Raw genomic sequence first — 20,101 nt, forward strand, 5'->3', positions numbered from 1 at the left:
GTATTTTGGTCGGCACGAGAGGATTTGAACCTCCGACCCCCGACACCCCATGACGGTGCGCTACCAGGCTGCGCTACGTGCCGACTCGTGGGAGCTAATACTACCGCTTTCCGTACCGAATGCAAGGGGACATCCAGCTAACTGATTAATAATAAATCAGTTAGCGATAAAACGCTTCTCGTCTGTCAGCACCTGTAATAACAGACTCAACTGTGGCTTCTGATCTTTAATCTTCTCGCCGCGTAAATCGTATGTCTGGTACTTGCCGTTGTTGTTCAGCACCAGCGTCATTTCCGGCGTGGTGATTGCCAGCGTACTGAGATCGGCCGCCGTTACCCAGTAGTGACGACGATTGGCATTGAACAGATCCTGCCCCTGCGAATATTCATTAGCCGGCGTGCTGACGTGAAGCAGACGCTGCATCAACGTGGTCATGACGTCTGTGTGATCGGTCAGGCTGTTGATCCGCTGCGCGGGAGTTCCCGGCCAATGAATAATGAGCGGAACCTGCAGGTGACCGCGCGACCAGGCGAAGTTTTTCTCTTCATCGCTCAACGCGACGCCGCGCCCGGCGGTGATTATCACCACCGTGTTATCCAGTTTACCGGACTCACGCAGCGCGCCGAGCACACGGTTGATCTGCTTATCAACATCTCCCGCCGCGCGAGCGTAGCGGCGAACGAAGTTAGACTGGTTGCTGTCGTCAATGTTGGTGCCGTTAAACGAAACCCACGAGAACCAGCGGTTGTCTTCCTGCGCGTAACGCCCCAGCCAGTTGATCCACTGGCTGGCGGTCTGTTCGTCAGACTGCGTCTGTACGCTTGGCATTGAGAAATCAGACAGTAACGCCTGGCGGTAGAGCGGGCTGGTAAAGCCGTCGGAAGAGAACAGTCCCAACTGATAGCCTTGCTGATTCAGAGCCGAAATCAGCGCAGCCGGCGTTCGGGTGGACAGAATACCGTCCATATAGCTCGGCGACACGCCGTAAAACAGGCCAAAAATACCATTATCGGTGGTGTTGCCGGAACTCATGTGGCGCGTGAAGGCAATGTTTTGCCCGGCAAATTCGGCAAGGGCAGGCATCTGCTTTTCATAGCGCGAATAGTTCAGGCCATCGACCGTGATCAGCAGGACGTTTTGCCCGGTTCCCATATCGCGATAGCGTAATTCGCTCAGTGGATACTGCACGGACACCGCTTCCGGATTCCCCTGTTCGACCAGACGGCGCTGATACTCCTGCGCATCCAGCAGGCCATGTTTTTCCAGAAACCGGCGCGCGGTCATCGGATAGGAGAGCGGCAGATTGGCGCGCTGCATGGTGATCGGACGATAGAAATTGGCATCCGCCCAGATATAGACCACATGTGAAGCAATAAATGACACAAAGAAGAAGGCGGCCAGCGGCTTGGCGAAGTGACGACGACGCGTCAGGCTGCGCAGTTTTTGCCAGCTCCAGGTCGCAAACAGCATTTCAATCAATAAGATAACCGGCACACTGATAAACATCAGCTGCCAGTCGCGCGCCATTTCATTTTGGTCGGGGTTAATCACCAGTTCCCAGACGATGGGATTAAGATGCAGGTGGAAACGGGTAAACACTTCGCTGTCGATCAGCAGAAGCGTCATTCCGGCCGTCGCCAGAATGGCTGACAGGAAACGCATCAGCCTCTGGGACATCACAATGAACGTCAGCGGGAACAGAATCAGCAGATAGGTGGCAAATACCAAAAAGCTGAAATGGCCGACGATACTCAGATAAGAGTAAACGCGACCGGCCAGCGTTGTCGGCCAGTCGGCGACAAACAGGTAACGGCTGCCGAGCACGATAGCCAGCAGAATGTTGAACAGTGCAAACCAGTGCCCCCAACTAACCATCTGGGAGACTTTTTCACGGTAGCGCTGACGATGAGTTACCATAACGTGTCGTTCGTTTCCCCGAAATCGGCTTTTAGTGCGCTTTGTCGTCGTTAACCGAGGACTGCAATGCGCGGGCAAAAGAGTTCGCAATCGCCTGGCGCTGAGCCGGGGCAATGCTGGTATTAATAAGGTTGGTGACCATGTTTCCCAGCACCATCAGGGAAAGATCAGTCGGTGCCTTATGTTTTTCCAGTACGTTGAGCATCTCGGTGAGCAGTTGTTCAACGTGTTCGTCACTATAGCGGGAGATTTGTGGCATAAATCGACATCAGTTTATTCATGAAAGGGCAACATATTACCGTAGCAACAGTTTTTTTTCCGCTTTTTTATCCTCAATAATTCGCGTTACCGTGCGACAGGCAAAACGGCGCTGCATCTTCTGTTGCGTCGCCTCGCCGGTGGTGGTTGAATACCGCCCGGTCTTTAAGGAGAGTTTATCATGAGTCTGGATATCAACCAGATTGCCCTGCACCAGCTTATCAAGCGTGATGAGCAAAACCTTGAGCTGGTCCTGCGCGATTCATTACTGGAACCGACAAACACCGTTGTCGATATGATGGCTGAACTGCATCGGGTCTATAGCGCGAAAAACAAAGCGTATGGTCTGTTCAGCGAAGAGAGCGAACTGGCGCAAGCGCTGCGCTTACAGCGCCAGGGTGAGGAAGATTTTCTCGCCTTTAGCCGTGCGGCGACCGGACGTTTACGTGACGAGCTCGCCAAATACCCGTTTGCTGACGGCGGCATTGTGCTGTTCTGTCATTATCGCTATCTGGCGGTAGAGTATTTACTGGTGGCGGTGCTGAACAACTTAAGCAGCATGCGCGTCAATGAGAATCTGGATATCAACCCGACGCACTATCTGGATATCAACCATGCGGATATCGTCGCGCGTATCGATCTGACCGAGTGGGAAACCAATCCGGAATCCACCCGCTATCTGACCTTCCTGAAGGGGCGGGTAGGGCGAAAAGTGGCTGACTTCTTTATGGATTTCCTCGGAGCCAGCGAAGGTCTCAACGCCAAGGCGCAAAACCGTGGACTGCTGCAGGCGGTCGATGACTTCACCGCTGAAGCGCAACTGGATAAAGCTGAGCGCCAGAACGTGCGCCAGCAGGTGTACAGCTACTGCAACGAGCAGCTTCAGGCCGGTGAAGAAATTGAGCTGGAGTCGCTGTCAAAAGAACTTTCTGGCGTCAGTGAAGTGAGTTTTAGCGAGTTTACGGCAGAGAAGGGCTATGAGCTGGAAGAGAGCTTCCCGGCCGATCGCAGCACGCTGCGCCAACTGACCAAATATGCCGGCAGCGGCGGTGGGTTAACCATTAACTTTGACGCGATGCTGCTGGGCGAGCGTATTTTCTGGGATCCGGCAACGGATACGTTGACCATTAAAGGCACGCCGCCGAACCTGCGCGATCAGCTTCAGCGCCGTACGTCTGGCGGTAATTAAAAGCCATAAAAAAACCCCGCCGGAGCGGGGTTTTCTTCAACTTGTTGGCGATTACGCGCGAACGAAGTCGATGTGAGTCAGCTTCGGCTTGAACGCGTGACGCTGTACAGCCTGAGCTTTAACTTTTACTTCTTTACCGTCAACAACGATGGTCAGAACGTCGCTATAGAAACCTTCTTTAGCTTGCATGTTCATGATGGAATCGTGGTCCAGTTCGATAGCAATCGGGGCTTCTTTGCCACCGTAGATGATTGCCGGGAACTTGTTAGCGGCACGCAGGCGGCGGCTCGCACCCTTACCCTGCTCTTTACGTACTTCAGCGTTGATAGTAAACATTTAAATCTCTCTTTAATAATTCCTGCTACAGGCGACCCAGCAACAGGTAAGTGATCTGCTTTGCGTATGCAAAAGCGGGCGAGATTCTATCCTCAAACGCCCGTTACATCAATCAAAAGTACGATTAACCGCGTAATTCATGTGCCCGACGGAAACGCCCCTCGTAATCGAACACCTTTTCCCGTACCTGCCAGTACTGGCCTTTCATCCGCGCCACCACAAAGTCGGGATGGCGTAACAAGGGTTGTTGCGCGAGGATATCCGCCGCGGTGATCCAGCGTAGCGGCACACCTGGCGTGCGGGTATGCGGGCGGATAAACAGTTGTTCAAATGCCGTACGTTGGGCCGGGGTTTGCAGGCGAAAGCGCTCGCTAACGTCCGCGCCATCTTCGTCATAGTAGGTGATTTTCAGCCATTCGCCTTTCTCGTCATGGCCGTGTTGCAACGTCATGCCGCTACAGCGGAGCACCAGCGCGTCTTTCAGTTTCAGCGCTGCTTTCAGCATGTCGTCGGGATCGACAAGGATCGTATCGCATTCCCGACAGCGGCGAGCGGCAATGTCGTTTTCGGCGTTGCACTGCGGGCAATTTTTAAAGCGGAAGCGAAAATCGCACTGCTCGCGATGCCCTTCATTATCTTCAAACCAACCCTGACAGCGGCGGCCAAAATGTTCGATCAGCGTACCGTCAGCAGTGGTTTTGCCCCAGAAGGTATTTGCAAAACCGCAGGCCGGGCAGAAGACCTGGACCGGCACGTTATCACTTTTGCCTTTCGGACTCCCCACCTCCGGAGAATAGAGATCGTGCGGATTACCGGCGTAATCCAGAATCAAACAGTCCGTTTTTCCCGGTGCGAGACGCAGGCCGCGACCCACAATTTGTTGGTACAGACTGACTGACTCGGTGGGGCGCAGAATGGCAATGAGATCGACGTGCGGGGCATCGAAGCCCGTGGTTAAGACGGAGACGTTGACCAGATAACGAAAACGCTGAGCCTTAAACGCGTCTATCAGCTCATCACGTTCAGGACCCGGCGTGTCGCCGGTAATCAGCGCGGAATCCGCTTTCGGCAGCAGTCCGGCAATCTCTTTGGCATGCTCGACGGTGGCGGCAAAAATCATCACCCCTTTGCGGGTCTGGGCGAATTCAATAATCTGGCTGATGATATGCGGTGTGATACGCTGCTGCTTTTTCAGCTCACGGTTCAGGTCGGCTTCGCTAAACAGACCGTTGCTTTGCGCCTGCAGGCGGCTGAAATCGTACTGCACCACCGGCATGTCGAGGCGTTCCGGCGGCGTAAGATAGCCGTGCTTAATCATATAGCGCAGCGGCAGTTCGTAAATGCAGTCGCGAAACAGCGCCTTGTCATCACCGCGAACCATACCGTGGTAGTGGAAATGATAGATCCAGCCTTTGCCCAGGCGAAACGGGGTAGCGGTTAGCCCTAACAGACGAATATGAGGATTGGCGTTGCTCAGATGGGTGAGTATCTGCTGATACTGGCTCTCTTCGTCATCGCCGATACGATGGCATTCATCGACAATCAGCAGCGAAAACTCGCTCTGGAAGGCGTCCAGATTGCGAGCCACGGACTGAACGCTGCCGAACACCACTTTGCCGTGGCTCTCTTTACGTTTAAGTCCGGCGGCAAAAATATCCGCCTCCAGCCCCAGCGCGCAGTATTTGGCATGGTTTTGCGCAACTAGTTCTTTCACGTGCGCCAGCACCAGCACTCGCCCTCTGGCGACGCGCGCCAGTTCAGCAATCACCAGGCTTTTACCGGCGCCAGTGGGCAGAACAATCACCGCAGGCGTGCGATGGCGACGGAAATGGTTGAGCGTGGCATCCACGGCTTCTTGCTGGTAGGGGCGAAGTGTAAAAATCATGGTCTCACAATACGTAACGAACTCGGGTATAGTATGCCACGAATCGTTTTCCCTTGAGGGATGTTGTTAGCCCGCTATACTGGGCAGATAACGGCTCCCCTTTTCGGGCGACGCGCCCGACTCCCGTATTTTTACAGGCAAAATCACACTCATGCGACTTGATAAATTTATCGCTCAGCAACTCGGCGTCAGCCGTGCTATTGCCGGGCGTGAAATCCGCGGTAGCCGTGTTACCGTGGATGGTGAAATCATCCGGAATACTGCGTTCAAACTGCTGCCAGAACACGACGTAGCATATGACGGCAACACGCTGGTTCAGCAAAACGGCCCACGTTACTTTATGCTTAATAAACCCCAGGGCTATGTGTGTTCGACGGATGACCCGGATCACCCGACAATCCTGTATTTCCTGGATGAGCCGGTCGCGCATAAATTACACGCTGCGGGTCGCCTGGATATCGACACCACCGGTCTGGTGCTGATGACCGACGACGGGCAGTGGTCGCACCGCATCACCTCTCCGCGTCACCACTGCGAGAAAACCTATCTGGTCACGCTGGAGTCGCCCGTCGCCGAAGATACCGCCGCACAGTTTGCGAAAGGCGTGCAGTTACATAATGAGAAAGATCTCACGAAGCCCGCTGTGCTTGAGGTCATCACCCCGACGCAGGTGCGACTGACCATCAGCGAAGGGCGCTATCATCAGGTGAAACGGATGTTTGCCGCTGTGGGCAACCACGTGGTCGAACTGCACCGCGAGCGGATCGGCGCGATAACTCTCGATGCTGACCTTGAACCCGGTGAGTATCGTCCTCTGACCGAAGCAGAAATTGCCAGCGTTGGCATGACGTCCAGCTAAATTCAGGAGTTTTTTGTGACCACCCGGCAGCACTCGTCTTTTGCCATTGTTTTTATTCTCGGTCTGCTGGCGATGCTAATGCCATTGTCGATCGATATGTATCTTCCGGCGCTGCCGGTGATCGCCGATCAGTTTGGCGTGCCGGCAGGCAACGCGCAGATGACGCTCAGTACCTATATTCTGGGCTTCGCCGTTGGGCAGTTGTTGTATGGACCGATGGCGGACAGCCTCGGGCGAAAACCGGTGATCCTCGGCGGCACGTTGATGTTCGCCGCTGCGGCTGTGGCCTGTGCGCTGGCGCAGACCATCGATCAGCTGATTGTGATGCGATTCTTTCACGGTCTGGCGGCAGCCGCTGCCAGCGTGGTGATCAATGCGCTGATGCGCGATATGTATCCTAAAGAAGAGTTCTCCCGCATGATGTCGTTCGTCATGCTGGTGACCACGATTGCACCGCTGATGGCACCAATCATCGGCGGCTGGGTGCTGGTGTGGTTGAGCTGGCACTCTATCTTCTGGATCCTGGCGATCGCCGCGGTTCTGGCCTCTGTCATGATCGCAACGCTCATTAAAGAGACGTTACCGGTTGAAAAGCGCCAGCCGTTCCATATCCGCACGACAATAGGTAACTTTGCCTCGCTGTTTCGCCATAAGCGGGTGCTGAGCTATATGCTGGCAAGCGGCTTTAGCTTTGCCGGGATGTTCTCTTTTCTCAGCGCCGGGCCGTTCGTGTATATCGAAATCAACCACGTATCGCCGCAGGATTTTGGCTACTACTTCGCGCTAAACATCGTCTTTTTATTCATTATGACGATTTTTAACAGTCGCTTTGTACGCCGGATCGGTGCGCTGAACATGTTCCGTACCGGATTGTGGATCCAACTGGCGATGGCGGTGTGGATGGTGCTGAGTGCGCTGTTTGGCATCGGTTTCTGGGCGCTGGTGCTGGGGGTGGCAGTCTTTGTCGGTTGCGTGTCGATGATTTCTTCCAATGCGATGGCGGTGATCCTCGATGAGTTCCCACACATGGCGGGAACGGCCTCATCGCTGGCGGGCACTTTCCGCTTTGGCATTGGCGCGCTTGTTGGCGCATTACTTTCTCTGGCAACGTTTAACTCAGCCTGGCCGATGATTTGGTCTATTGCTTTCTGTGCAAGCTGTTCAATTTTGTTCTATCTCTATGCGAGCCGCCCGAAAAAACGGTGATCAAATACACAATATGGAAGCCGTTCGGCTTCCTTTGTTGATGTATGTCAACGACAATCCTATCATTCCCCCGATATATGTTTATTTTATGTAAAATCAATTTATGTAAAAAGTCACATCATTGTAGTTAAAAAGGTTGAGTTAGATCGCAGAAACGGGTACATATAGCCCGCGCTCCTGTCCCGACTGGAAATCTCTATTTTAATAAAGGCCATACCCAACATACTGGCCACGCGGGAGAAGGATTGCCACGTTATGCATCCGTTTAAGGACGGATTGTCAATGATGTGTTAATATAGATGTAAATAAATTGTGAAGTGATTGTGCTTCCGGGGAAAGAAAGTGACAACATTACAGCTCTCAATCGTTCATCGCTTACCACAGAACTATCGTTGGTCAGCGGGTTTCGCAGGTTCGAAAGTTGAACCGATTCCGCAAAATGGCCAAAGCGTCGAAAACAGTCTGGTGGCGCTTAAACTGCTGAGTCCGGATGGCGATAGCGCCTGGCCGGTGATGCATAAACTCAGTCAGGCGCTCAGCGATATCGAAGTGCCATGTTCCGTACTGGAATGTGAAGGCGAACCGTGTCTGTTTGTGAATCGCCAGGACGAATTTGCCGCGACCTGTCGTCTGAAAAACTTTGGCGTGGCCATTGCCGAACCGTTTTCTAACAACAATCCATTTTGAGCGTCAGCTTAGCGTGAGAAGTTGACGCGTATACGCCTGTTGCGGTGCGCTAAAGACGCGCTCGCATTGCCCCTGCTCAATAACCTCTCCCTGTCTCAGCACAATCACCTGATGGCATAGCGCACGTACCACGTGCAGATCGTGACTTATGAAGATATAGGCCAGGCGATGCTTTTGCTGTAGCGATTTCAACAGCGCGAGAATTTGCGCCTGCACGGTCCGGTCGAGAGATGATGTCGGTTCATCAAGAACAATCAATGACGGCTTCAGGATCAGCGCTCTGGCTATCGCAATCCGCTGGCGCTGACCGCCGGAAAACTCCGCGGGATAGCGGTGACGCGTGTCGGCATCCAGTCCCACTTCCGCCATCACCGCCATGACCTGCTGCTCGCGCTGTTCGGCTGAGAGCGATGGTTGATGAACGCGCAGTCCCTCTTCAATGATTTGTAACACGCTCAGACGCGGATTCAGCGAGGAGTTGGGATCCTGGAAGACCACCTGAATACGATGACGTACGGGCAACAACTGTCGGCGGTTAAGATGTTGTAACTGTTGGCCGTCAAATTCTATGCTGCCCTGAGAGGTGATAAGCCGCAGGAGCGCCAGCCCGGTGGTACTTTTCCCTGACCCTGACTCACCAACCAGCCCCAGCGTTTCACCCGGTTGCAGACTGAAACTGATGCCTTTCACCACCTCATTGTTTGCCACCACGCGCTTGAGAATCCCTTTGCGAATGGGGAAGGCGACGCGCAAATCCTCGACCTTTAGCAGAGGTGAATGTCCGGCTGGTAGCGGTACGGGGTCGCCTGTCGGCTCGCTGTTGAGCAATTTCTGCGTATAGGGATGCGTGGGCGCGTGGAGAAGGGGAGCGGCCCGGTTTTGCTCAACGCATTGCCCGTTTTGCATCACCGCTATGCTGTCGGCGAGCTTCCTGACAATACTGAGATTATGGGTGATAAACAGCATTCCCATATTCAGCTCGCGCTGGAGTTCGCGCAGCAGTTGCAGGATCTGCGCCTGTACCGAGACATCCAGCGCGGTAGTCGGCTCATCGGCGATGAGCAATTCGGGGCGCGTTAACAGCGCCATCGCAATCATCACCCGCTGACGCTCGCCGCCGGAAAGCTGGTGCGGATAATCGCCCAGCCGGGTTGCAGCCTGCCGAATACCGACCCGATCGAGGCAGCTTATTATCTCTGCGCGTGCCGCCTCCCGGCGCATACCGCGGTGCAGGGAAAGGACTTCATAGAGCTGTTTTTCGAGGTTATGGAGCGGGTTCAGCGACACCATCGGCTCCTGAAAAATCATGGCGATCTTGTTGCCGCGCACGCCGCGTAGCGTCTGCTCGCTGGCGTGGAGTAATGACTCGCCGTGAAAACGGATATCGCCGCTAAGATATACGGCGGGCGGCGTGGGCAACAGGCGCAGAATCGACAGTGCGGTAACACTCTTGCCGGAACCGGATTCACCGACCAGCGCCAGCGTTTCGCCGGCCTCCACGCGCAACGACACCGCGTTAACTACCGTACGAAACGTTTCCTGCTTACGAAATCCCAGCGTCAGATTGTCTATATCGAGCAAAGGTTGCGTCATGTTACACCGCCTTGTTGGGATCGAATGCGTCACGGACGGCCTCGCCAATAAAGATCAGAAGCGAGAGGAGAATGGCGACCGACAAAAACGCAGTAATACCCAGCCACGGCGCCTGCAGGTTGTTTTTGCCTTGCAGGAGTAACTCACCGAGCGAAGGAGAACCTAACGGTAAACCAAAGCCAAGAAAATCGAGCGACGTCAGAGTGGTGATGGAACTGCATAAAATGAACGGTAAGAAGGTCAGGGTGGCAACCATCGCGTTGGGCAGCATATGGCGAAAGATAATACTGCGGTCGTTGACGCCGAGCGCCTGGGCGGCCCGGATATAGTCGAAGTTTCGCGTGCGTAAGAACTCCGCACGCACCACGCCGACCAGACTCATCCAGCCAAACAGCACGGTAATCGCCAGCAGCCACCAGAAGTTGGGTTGCACGACGCTGGAGAGCAAAATAATCAGGAACAGCGTCGGCATACCCGACCAGACCTCGATAAATCGTTGGCCCCATAAATCCACTTTACCACCGTAATAGCCCTGTAGCGCCCCGGCCAGTACACCCATGACGCTTGAACACAAGGTCAGCATCAGGCCGAAAAGAATGGAGATCCGCGTGCCGTAAAGCACTCGCGCCAGTACGTCGCCGCCGTTGGCATCGGTACCCAGCCAGTTCTGCGCCGAAGGGGGCGAGGGGAAGGGTTTGTCAGTCGCAAAGTTGATGCTGTTCGCCCCAAAGCGCACCGGAGCCCAGAGGACCCACCCGCGGCTTTCCAGTTGTTGCTTCAGCCACGGGTCCTGGTAATCCGCCCTTGTTGCCAGCGGCCCGCCAAAATCGCTCTCACTGTAGTTCTTGACCAGCGGGAAATACCAGCTTCCGTCGTAGCGCACTAACAGCGGTTTATCGTTAGCAATCAATTCAGAACACAGACTCAGACCAAACAGGACGAGAAAAATCCACAGCGACCAGAAGCCACGACGATGATGGCGAAAACGCGCCCAGCGGGCCTGATTGACGGGGCTTAAATGGGCCATTAACGTCCCTCAAAATCAATGCGCGGATCGACCAGCGTATAGCTGATATCACTGAGAATATTCAGCAGCAGGCCGATCAAGGTGAAGATGTACAGCGTGCCAAACATCACCGGGTAGTCGCGTGACACCGTTGCCTCATAACCCAACAGGCCCAGACCGTTGAGGGAAAACATCACTTCGATCAGCAGCGAACCGGTAAAAAACATGCTGATGAAGGTGGCCGGAAAACCGGCGATCACCAGCAGCATGGCGTTACGAAAAACGTGCTTCCGCAGGATATTCCCTTCACTGACCCCTTTGGCGCGGGCAGTGACGACATACTGCTTGCGCACTTCATCAAGAAAGGAATTTTTGGTCAGCATCGTTAATGCAGCAAACCCGCCAATGACTGTCGCCAGGACGGGTAAGGTGATGTGCCACAGATAGTCGGTTACCTTTTGATACCACGGCAGCGTGTCAAAATTCGCCGAGACCAGACCACGCAGCGGGAAGAGGTCGTAATAGCTGCCGCCGGCAAAGAAGACAATCAACAGTATTGCGAACAGAAACGCCGGGATAGCGTAGCCGATGATAATAAACGCGCTGCTCCAGACGTCAAACCGGCTGCCGTTATGCACGGCCTTGCGGATCCCCAACGGAATCGACACCAGATAGATGATGAGCGTACTCCACAACCCCAGGGTGATCGACACCGGCAGACTCTCTTTGATGAGCGTCAGTACCGAGGCGCTACGAAACAGGCTGTCGCCGAAATCGAAGCGGATATAGTTCCACAGCATGGTGAAATAGCGCTCGTGCAGTGGCTTATCGAAACCGTAGCGTTGGGTGATTTCGGCAATCACTTCCGGATCAAGGCCGCGTCCCCCGCGATAGTTGCTGTCGCTGATATTTCCCACCCCGGTTCGGGCATGGCTGGCGCGAACACCTTCGCTCCCGGCACCGGGCAGCGCGCTCGTTTGACCAAATTCGATGGCGGCAATCGCCTGATCGACCGGGCCGCCGGGGGCAATTTGCACGATAAAAAAGTTGATGGTGATGATTGCCCAGAGCGTCGGGATAACCAGCAACAAACGACGAATCAGGTACGCGCCCATTTATTCACCCTGCCGTCTGGCGGCAGGTAACTTCGCTGCCCGGTTTACGTCATACCACCAGTTATCCAGGCCAATGGTATACATTGGACGAATGCCTGGACGGGAAAATTTATCCCACCAGGCCAGTCGATCTTCCGCCATGTACCACATCGGCAACATGTAGTAATTCCAGGTCAGCACGCGGTCCAGCGCACGTCCAAGCGGCAGCAGTTTGTTTTTATCACCCTGTGCGGCGATGATTTGAGCGATCAGTTTATCGACCACCGGACTTTTCACACCAGGAGAATTATAACTTGAGTCGATATACTCGGACGCCCATGAGATTTGCAGATCGGAACTGGGCCACGGCATCGCCCGCCACAGGGTCGGCATCATGTCGTAGTCCCGGCTGCGCAGGCGATTGGTGAGCTGTGAGTTATCCACCTGACGAATAGTCATCGTAATCCCCAGACGCTGGAGATTATGCTGGAAGGGCAGGACCCACTGGCTGTTACTGGCGGCGGAAATGAGCAGTTCAAAATTCAGCGGTTTGCCAGTGACCGTGTTAATCCGTTGCTGACCTTTCAGTTCCCAGCCCGCGTCTTTCAGTAATTTATCCGCTTTTAACAGGTTTTCCCGATCGTAACCGTCGCCTTTGGACACGGGAGGCTGATAAATCTGGCTGAAGACTTCCGGCGGCAGATCCTTTTTCATTGGCGCAAGCAGGACCAGTTCAGCCGCATCGGGGTAGTTTCTGGCCGCATACTCGGTGTTCTGGAAATAGCTGTTTGCCCGGCTCCAGGCGTTGTAGAACAGCGCTTTATTCATCCATTCAAAATCAAACGCCAGCGTAACGGCTTCACGGACGCGTCGATCATTGAAAACGGGGCGCTGAATGTTGAACGCCAGCCAGCGCGTATCCTGCGCTGATTCATTTTTCTGCTCATCTTTGATGATGTACTGATTATCAAAGTTTTTGCCAACATAGCGCGTCGCCCAGTTTTTGGCATCGCTCTCCAGGCGCAAATCAAACGCGCCGGCCTTAAAGGCCTCAAAGGCTACGTTGTCGTCGAGATAATAGTCATAACGAATGACATCGAAGTTCCAACGGCCACGATTGACCGGCAGATTGGCCGCCCAGTAATCCTTCACGCGCGTATAGACAATATATTGCCCCATCTTCCACTGACTAATGCGATAAGGACCACCACCCAGCGGCGGTCTGGACAACGGGTCGCTGAGCTTATGATCTTTCCAGTACGCTTGTGGCATTACGGGTAATGAGAACAGACTGAGCATATCCTCTTTACCCGGCTTCGCGAGCTCCATGCGTACGGTGAGTGGGGCAATGGCTTTAACCGTTGTGCCTTTGTAGACCAGACGAAACTGTGGCACGCCTTCAGTCATAAATTTGTTGAAAGTGAAGGCGACATCTTTGGCCATGACGGGCGAGCCATCATGAAAACGAGCGCGGGGATTGATCGTGATTTCCACCCACGAATAATCCTCTGCATAGCGTGCGCTCTCGGCGATCAGCGGATAATAGCTGCCGGGCTCGTCATCAGAGGTGGTAAACAGGGTGTCGTAAAGCTGTTCGGTCCGGGCGCCGGGGTTACCTCGCAGGGCGTAGCGGTTGAAGTTGTCGAAGGTGCCGAGCGCGGAAAGGGTAATCTGACCGCCTTTGGGGGCGGCGGGATTGGCGTAATCAAAATGATCAAAGTTGAACGCGTATTTAGGCTCTCCCAGTACCGCGAAGGCATAACTCTCTTTGATCGCCTGCGCCTGGACACTCGCGCTTATCAACATGACAAACAGCAGCAATATGCGAACGATTATCTGCAAAGGGATTCCTTGTCTTGCTTACCTGCCCGCGCAGGTCACTCTGATGCCTGAATAATAGGGCAGGTGGCGTCTGTTGTGAATCCACGCGTTGGGACTTTACCATTTCAGCGCGTGTGGCTGTGAAACCCAATCAACAAATTCGTCGAGCGGCAGCGGGCGGCTAATCCAGTAGCCCTGCAGGAAGCGAACCCCGCGTTCATGCAGCCATTTTGCCTGCTCAGGCGTTTCCACCCCTTCGGCTACCGTCATCATATCGAGGCGTTTAGCGAGCGTCAGCACTGCATCCAGCACCGGCGAAGTGACGGTTTCTGTTCCAATGGCGTTAATAAAACCGCGATCGATTTTCAGATAATCCAGGGTGTAGCGTTCCAGATAAATCAGCGCACTGTGGCCGGTGCCGAAGTCGTCTATCGCAATTTCGAAGCCCGCGGCGTGCAGCCACTCAAATAACTGTGACGCTTCATGTTGCTTGAGCATGTCGCGTTCAGTAATTTCCAGCACGATCTGGAAGTGGTTGGGCGGCATCGCGGCGACTAACTGCCGAACGTCATCTTTAAAACTGCTGCTGTGCAGGTGATCAGGCGCAATATTGATACCGTACTTCGCGCCGACCGGGAGGACTTTTTGCAGCGTAGGGGCGTCCCGCGCCACCAGCTTAAACAGATGTTGGGTCAGCGGCACAATCATGTGCTGGGCCTCAGCGTAATGAATAAACGCATCAGGTGGGATTTCTCCTGCCGTTGGGTGTCTCCAGCGCAGCAACACTTCCAGCCCGGTGACCTTCAGCGACTGCGTATCCACGACAGGCTGATAGACGACGTAGAACTGATCGCGTTTGATCCCGGTGAGGATCTCTTTTCCGGGCCGCAAGCGAATGCTCATGACGTAGTAGCAGAGTAAACCCGCAATGATCCCACCCATCCCGCCGAGAAGCAGGGCATACCATAAGTCGGGCCAGGTCCAGTTGGTTGCGTATAGCCTGATCGTCACCGGAACACCGGCAATTTTTGCTTCGCGCTCCGGTGAACCGTCGAGTTCATCAACGGTGAGCAGATGGTCTGAAAAGGTCGACAACACGGTGTTGCCGACGATGATGGCAATCCCGTCAAAGTCTTCCTGGCGGGCGGTATAGAGCAAATACGGCGTAAGGTTGATATTCAGGGAGGTGAAAACGCCGCTATTCATCATCAGGGGATTACGATACCAAATCACCATCGCGGGTTTATTGGGCATCATCGGCGTTCCCGGGATAATCGCCATATCGATATCTTTACCAATATCGAGGCTGGGGACCAGTTCAGTCAGCAGCGTATCCATGCCTCCGGTTGCCGATGAGCAAAATGCTTTCTTATCCTTGACCAGCAAAAAGGCACGAACGTTCAGGCTAAAGGCGGCACGGGAAGTGAGTTCTGCGCTGACTTGTTTACAGGTCTTTAAAGTCAACGGTTGAAGAATGTCGGTAGTACTTTTGAGATCGGCAAAATAGCTAACCAGGTAATGCTGAATGTCAGAAACCAGCGTGTCGTATTTAACTTCCCGCTTATGCCACGCCATCACGAATTGTAAGCTACTGATAACAATAGCAACGACAACCCCGGTAATCAGGCAGGTAAGCACGATTTTTCGACCAGTCGTTAAGGCGTGAGTGAACATGATGCCTGGCTTTATCCTGAGATTGCGATGATGATAAATGTGATGGAATAACAAGACTATAGCCTGGATTGCTTCGGCGAGTCATGCTTTTCCACAGGGAGAAAAAGGGAATCAAAAAAAAAGCACCGCCGAAGCGATGCTTTTCGTCTGTCTCGTCAGGGTCGCCAAGGGATAGCAACCAAACGATTAACTGCGGCTCAGAACCCGACGCGCTTCGTTATAGCGCTTCTTCCAGTATGGCTCGTTCATGCTGGAGATGATGACACCGCTGCTGGTAGAGGCATGAACAAACTGGTTGTTGCCAATGTAAATACCAACATGACGGCCCGTCGAACCTGCGCGGAACAGAACCAGATCGCCAGTACGCAGATTAGTGCGCGAAACGGATTTACCGGTTTCCTGTTGCTCGTAGGTGGAGCGTGGAAGTTCTAAACCAAACTGTTCACGGAATGTACGCTGTACAAAGCTGGAACAATCAATACCTTTTTTGGAGTTGCCGCCGAGACGATAGCGCACGCCTTTCCAGTCAGCGTACTGATCCATAATCCGCGATTTAACATCGAGGTTACGTACCATACTCTCAAATTCATCCTGAGAAGCTTGCAGTGAGGAAGCTTCTTGATTCACACCAAGCGTCTCAGAATGCGTGTTCTTTGCGGTGTTTGTGGTAGTGCTACATGCAGAAAGCAGTACCGCGACTGCTATCGCGGGGATCCCGCGCAAGATATATCTCAAGATCGGTTGAGATTTGACCATTTTGTTTGTTTTCCCTTGAAGTCCTTAACGATAAATATCGTTATAAAAAAATGCCAAACGTGACGAGACTAATTACCTGCGCACAATGAGACAATTCTTTAAGCGCAAAACTGTGGCAGAACGCACAAATTTATTCGCGAAGAGAATAATAACCCAGCGAGGCAAAACGAGTTCGAGGTTACCCGATCGTTTCAGGCTTGGCGAGTGATTTTATCTGAATTTTAATAAGAAAATGTGATACAGAAAGTGAATAAACGGGATTGGTCAATTTAAACGCAAAATGGCGGAAAATCCGACAACTTATTCATTCCCAAAGGTAATATTATGACTAAATAATGACGATGAGGTGAATGATTTATCTTAACACATCATCAGGGCGTAAGAATAAACCCTGATAATGTTAATAATTGTGGGTTATTTGTTTAAGATTTGTGTGTTTTTGCCGGGAAGATAATTGTCGAAAAGCGCGATAAGGCGATCGCTTAACGGGGTCAGGAGACACCAGGGCAGGCCAATTAGAACCACGGTTAATGATCCTACGGCGATATCGGTGAACCAGTGGGCGCCGATCATGACACGTGGGAAAGCAAAAACCACAACAATAATAAGGCCGATAAATCCTGCGGCTTTTCCGAAATAGCGCAACATAAATGCGGCGAAAATAAGCAGCATCATCCCGTGATCGCCAGGGAAACTGTCTTTGGAGGCATCCTTCGTCGAAATATGCAGCAATTCGCTGACGCGATAAATATTAGCAAAACTGAGCGTAGGACTGGCGCGTTTTACAGGCAGCAGCGCCTGACCTGCCTGGTTCAGAACCACGGCGGTAAGCAGCATCACCAGACCGATGATGACAATACGGCGGCGGCCAGCAGGCGTTTCTTTCAGCCAGAAATTCAGCATCAGACAACCCATCGCCAGCAGGGAACAGGCGTCAAACGCCCGATTATTGGTGATGGCGACCAGCCACAGGAAGGCCTGGCTCTCTACCAGTTTCTGGTTAAAGAAGTGAAAAATGCCGGCGTCAACCGTGAACCAGAATCCATGATTCACGGGCATATACCAGCTCATGAATAACGCCAGACCGGCAACATTCAGCAGAAGTATCAGTGGTAACCGGATTTTCATATTTAACGTGTTCGCTGTTCAATAAATCGCAGGCAACCTTACGCGTGTTCAGCTAAACGAAGCTTCAACAATGCGCTCTGCAACGTATTCCAGTCTGCCTCGGTGCTGGAAATCAGTTCAATACGACTGTCCGGCGGCGCGACGTTCTGCGTTTCAATGTGCAGATCTTCGCCCTGGCGATTAATGCGCACGAGGCCTTCCGGAATACGCATGACTCCCTTCACCCGGCCAACCGGCGCCAGTCGTGCCCATTCCAGCAGTCCGATGGTGTCAAAGACCGTATCGGCATCAAAAATCCAGCCGCAGGCCTGATGCCCCTGACCGCTGTTCAGGCTGCGACGCCAGCGTTGTTGAGTTGGCAGGCTCAGCGCCGCCAATCCTCGCGGTTCTGGATGGCTGTGCGAATGCGCGGCGCTGGTGGGCAATTCAGCCAGATTCAGACGCGGTAAATCGAGCAACTGTCTGTCAATCTGACCATGCGTGGCCTGCACTAACTGACGGTTGCCGCCAAACTGTTGCCACCAGGTTTGCAGCGCGCGTTCACTTTCCGCGGTCGCACGATCGGTTTTATTCGCCACGATGATATCTGCCGCCGCTAACTGATCGCGGAAGTTCTCATTGGTAACGCTTTTTTCATCCAGCAATCCGCGAGGATCAAGAATGCACAACGTGGCGCGCAGGTCGATCCAGGGTTCATACACCGGTGCGGTGAGGAGGGAGAGGATCTGTTTCGGATGCCCCAGTCCAGTTGGTTCGATCAGTAGGCGGTCTGGTTTTCCCTGACGCAGCAGGGTATTCAGTCCAACCTGCATGGGCAGGCCGTTCACGCAGCACATACAGCCGCCGGGGATCTCTTTGAGCAACGCGCCGCTATCAGCAAGCAGAGCGCCGTCAATGCCGACCTCACCGAACTCATTGACCAGTACCGCCCATTTTTCGGCGGGGTCTTTGTGTGCTAACAGATGGAGGATAGAAGTGGTTTTTCCGCTGCCGAGGAAACCGGTGATGAGGTTAGTTTTGGTCACGCCTGCTCCAGAATAATGTACCGTAACGGTTTCCATTAATCCTGGCGAAAAAAAGTGAAAAAGAGAAGGGCGGGGCGAACGAAGACGGCCTTCGTTCACCTTAATGGCAGAAATTGTTAATTTTTTAACGTATCAATCACCGCCTGATGTGCACCGTGTTGCGCGATACGCTGCCAGGCCGTTTCAATCGCCTGGACAAAAACCGGATTGTGCGGGAGGTCGTTGCCGAAAATTTCCGATAAGGAGAGCAGTGCCGACACGCGCTGATCCTCATGATGAGTGGTCACTATAGCGCGGATTTTATCATTCAGCGGGTCGCGAACGTCGATGGCCACACCGGCATCATCGACGCCGCTGACGTAGCGCATCCATCCCGCCACGCCAAGCGCCAGTAATGGCCATGCGGTTTCGCGCGCCAGATGAAGGCGAATACCCGCCAGCATTCGCTGAGGCAGTTTCTGACTGCCGTCCATCGCGATTTGCCAGGTTTTATGCTTCAGTGCCGGGTTCGCAAAGCGTTCAATCAGGCTTTGCGCGTAGCAGGTCAAATCCACGTCAGTAATAGTGAGCGTCGGCGCCTGTTCGTCCATCATCAGTCGGTACGCGGCTTCGCGGAATGCGATGTCCTGCATGCATTCATTAATATGCTGAAATCCGGAAAGATAACCGAGATACGCGAGAAACGAGTGGCTGCCATTAAGCATCCGTAATTTCATCTCTTCCCAGGGACGCACATCGCTGACCATCTGCACGCCAGCCGCTTCCCATGCGGGACGACCGGCGACAAAGTGGTCTTCAACCACCCATTGAATGAACGGTTCACAGCTGATGGCGCAAGGATCGGTCACACCCAGTTCGCGGGTGATTTCTGCCAGTGAATCTTCTGTGGCGGCCGGAACAATGCGGTCAACCATCGTGGCAGGGAAGCTGACGTGCTCGCGGATCCAGTCTGCCAGCGCGGGGGATCGTTTTTCCGCCATCCCCAGCACGGCGTTCTTCACGACGTGGCCGTTATCAGGAATGTTATCGCAGGAGAGTACAGAAAAAGCTGCCAGGCCGCGTGCCTGCCGACGTGACAGTGCTTCCACCAGAATACCCGGTGCTGAATGTGGTTCATCAGGCGATTGCAGGTCGTGAACAATGCGCGGATTTGTCAGGTCCAGCGCACCGGTAGCCGGATCGATGCAATACCCTTTTTCGGTGATGGTCAGTGAGACAATCGCCACCTGAGGTTCGCAGAATTTTTCGATTATAGCGGCGAGCGAATCGAGTTTCGCATTCAGGCATTCGTTGACGGCACCGACAATAATCGCCTGATTGCCGTCTGCGCCTTTTTCCAGCACGGTGTATAAATGATCCTGCTCGCGGAGTTGACGCATCAGCGTGTCGCCGCTGAACAGGCTGATTTCACAAATTCCCCAATCTCCGCCCTGGGCGTTCAGCACCCGCTCGGTCAGTAATGCCTGATGCGCACGATGAAAGGCACCAAAACCGAAATGCACCATGCGGGTTTTCAGTTGCTGGCGGTCATAGCGTGGCGTTTGTACGCCATCCGGCAATATTGCTGAGGCAATTGTAGTCATTTATTACACACCTGATTAACCATAAATTAACAACACCAGTGTAAAGTTATATGACAACAAATTAAATTGGTAAGCCTGATTTAT

17 protein-coding genes and 1 tRNA gene are annotated in these 20,101 nt (G+C 53.5%); 4 read left to right on the plus strand and 14 right to left on the minus strand.

Annotated features, from left to right (window positions below; all coding sequences use genetic code 11):
• Positions 1 to 6 precede the first annotated feature (6 nt).
• The 3 genes from JTI98_RS12130 to JTI98_RS12140 all read right to left on the minus strand — a co-directional run bounded on the left by JTI98_RS12130 (position 7) and on the right by JTI98_RS12140 (position 2,176).
• Positions 7 to 83: transfer RNA gene (locus JTI98_RS12130), tRNA-Pro, on the minus strand.
• A gap of 73 nt (positions 84 to 156) precedes the next feature.
• Positions 157 to 1,917: an LPS biosynthesis-modulating metalloenzyme YejM gene (gene yejM / locus JTI98_RS12135; protein WP_109740409.1), complete on the minus strand. Its 1,761-nt coding sequence runs from the start codon at positions 1,915 to 1,917 to the stop codon at positions 157 to 159.
• 31 nt (positions 1,918 to 1,948) lie between these two features.
• Positions 1,949 to 2,176, minus strand: coding sequence for a YejL family protein (locus JTI98_RS12140; RefSeq protein ID WP_042317936.1), 228 nt, complete (start codon positions 2,174 to 2,176; stop codon positions 1,949 to 1,951).
• Between the two features lie 180 nt (positions 2,177 to 2,356).
• On the opposite strand from JTI98_RS12140, the gene yejK reads away from it, so the two are divergent.
• A complete protein-coding gene (gene yejK, locus JTI98_RS12145) occupies positions 2,357 to 3,364 on the plus strand; it encodes a nucleoid-associated protein YejK (RefSeq protein WP_044268661.1) in 1,008 nt (335 codons plus the stop codon).
• 51 nt (positions 3,365 to 3,415) lie between these two features.
• On the opposite strand, the gene rplY is transcribed toward yejK, so the two are convergent.
• Together rplY and JTI98_RS12155 are read right to left on the minus strand one after the other, a co-directional pair.
• Entirely contained in the window at positions 3,416 to 3,700 is a 285-nt protein-coding gene (gene rplY, locus JTI98_RS12150) for a 50S ribosomal protein L25 (RefSeq protein ID WP_043000095.1), read from the minus strand.
• A gap of 124 nt (positions 3,701 to 3,824) precedes the next feature.
• A complete protein-coding gene (locus JTI98_RS12155; protein ID WP_216081300.1) occupies positions 3,825 to 5,585 on the minus strand; it encodes a DEAD/DEAH box helicase in 1,761 nt (586 codons plus the stop codon).
• A gap of 151 nt (positions 5,586 to 5,736) precedes the next feature.
• Here JTI98_RS12155 and rsuA point away from each other — a divergent pair, with 151 nt between their 5' ends.
• From rsuA to JTI98_RS12170, 3 genes are all read left to right on the plus strand, one after another.
• On the plus strand, positions 5,737 to 6,444 hold the full coding sequence (rsuA, locus tag JTI98_RS12160; RefSeq protein ID WP_090049673.1) for a 16S rRNA pseudouridine(516) synthase RsuA: 708 nt from the start codon (positions 5,737 to 5,739) through the stop codon (positions 6,442 to 6,444).
• Between the two features lie 15 nt (positions 6,445 to 6,459).
• Complete coding sequence (locus JTI98_RS12165) at positions 6,460 to 7,650, plus strand: Bcr/CflA family multidrug efflux MFS transporter (protein WP_216081301.1); 1,191 nt, start codon at positions 6,460 to 6,462, stop codon at positions 7,648 to 7,650.
• 342 nt (positions 7,651 to 7,992) lie between these two features.
• A complete protein-coding gene (locus JTI98_RS12170; protein ID WP_043000099.1) occupies positions 7,993 to 8,337 on the plus strand; it encodes a YejG family protein in 345 nt (114 codons plus the stop codon).
• A gap of 3 nt (positions 8,338 to 8,340) precedes the next feature.
• On the opposite strand, the gene yejF is transcribed toward JTI98_RS12170, so the two are convergent.
• The 9 genes from yejF to JTI98_RS12215 form a co-directional block, all read right to left on the minus strand.
• Positions 8,341 to 9,930 (minus strand): microcin C ABC transporter ATP-binding protein YejF, encoded by a 1,590-nt coding sequence (yejF, locus tag JTI98_RS12175; RefSeq protein ID WP_216081302.1) that lies wholly within the window; start codon positions 9,928 to 9,930, stop codon positions 8,341 to 8,343.
• Position 9,931: 1 nt separating this feature from the next.
• Positions 9,932 to 10,957, minus strand: coding sequence for an ABC transporter permease (locus JTI98_RS12180; protein WP_058586837.1), 1,026 nt, complete (start codon positions 10,955 to 10,957; stop codon positions 9,932 to 9,934).
• Positions 10,957 to 12,051 (minus strand): microcin C ABC transporter permease YejB, encoded by a 1,095-nt coding sequence (locus JTI98_RS12185; protein ID WP_044258612.1) that lies wholly within the window; start codon positions 12,049 to 12,051, stop codon positions 10,957 to 10,959. Before JTI98_RS12185 ends, JTI98_RS12180 begins: the two co-directional genes overlap by 1 nt.
• A complete protein-coding gene (locus tag JTI98_RS12190) occupies positions 12,052 to 13,866 on the minus strand; it encodes an extracellular solute-binding protein (RefSeq protein WP_044268668.1) in 1,815 nt (604 codons plus the stop codon).
• 102 nt (positions 13,867 to 13,968) lie between these two features.
• Positions 13,969 to 15,525 (minus strand): cyclic di-GMP phosphodiesterase, encoded by a 1,557-nt coding sequence (locus JTI98_RS12195; protein ID WP_043000103.1) that lies wholly within the window; start codon positions 15,523 to 15,525, stop codon positions 13,969 to 13,971.
• Positions 15,526 to 15,711: 186 nt separating this feature from the next.
• Positions 15,712 to 16,281 carry a bifunctional murein DD-endopeptidase/murein LD-carboxypeptidase gene (gene mepS / locus JTI98_RS12200; RefSeq protein ID WP_043000104.1) on the minus strand — a complete coding sequence of 190 codons (570 nt, stop codon included), beginning with the start codon at positions 16,279 to 16,281 and terminating at the stop codon, positions 15,712 to 15,714.
• A gap of 414 nt (positions 16,282 to 16,695) precedes the next feature.
• The gene (locus tag JTI98_RS12205; protein WP_216081303.1) at positions 16,696 to 17,409 is read right to left on the minus strand and encodes a phosphatase PAP2 family protein; all 714 of its coding nucleotides are present in this window, start codon (positions 17,407 to 17,409) and stop codon (positions 16,696 to 16,698) included.
• 38 nt (positions 17,410 to 17,447) lie between these two features.
• Positions 17,448 to 18,434 (minus strand): GTP-binding protein, encoded by a 987-nt coding sequence (locus JTI98_RS12210; protein ID WP_109740404.1) that lies wholly within the window; start codon positions 18,432 to 18,434, stop codon positions 17,448 to 17,450.
• Between the two features lie 116 nt (positions 18,435 to 18,550).
• Positions 18,551 to 20,017 (minus strand): mannitol dehydrogenase family protein, encoded by a 1,467-nt coding sequence (locus JTI98_RS12215; protein WP_216081304.1) that lies wholly within the window; start codon positions 20,015 to 20,017, stop codon positions 18,551 to 18,553.
• Positions 20,018 to 20,101: the final 84 nt, after the last annotated feature.

Origin of the sequence: Citrobacter sp. MGH 55 (assembly GCF_016906145.1) — a bacterium.
Taxonomy (GTDB): Bacteria; Pseudomonadota; Gammaproteobacteria; order Enterobacterales; family Enterobacteriaceae; genus Citrobacter_A; species Citrobacter_A amalonaticus.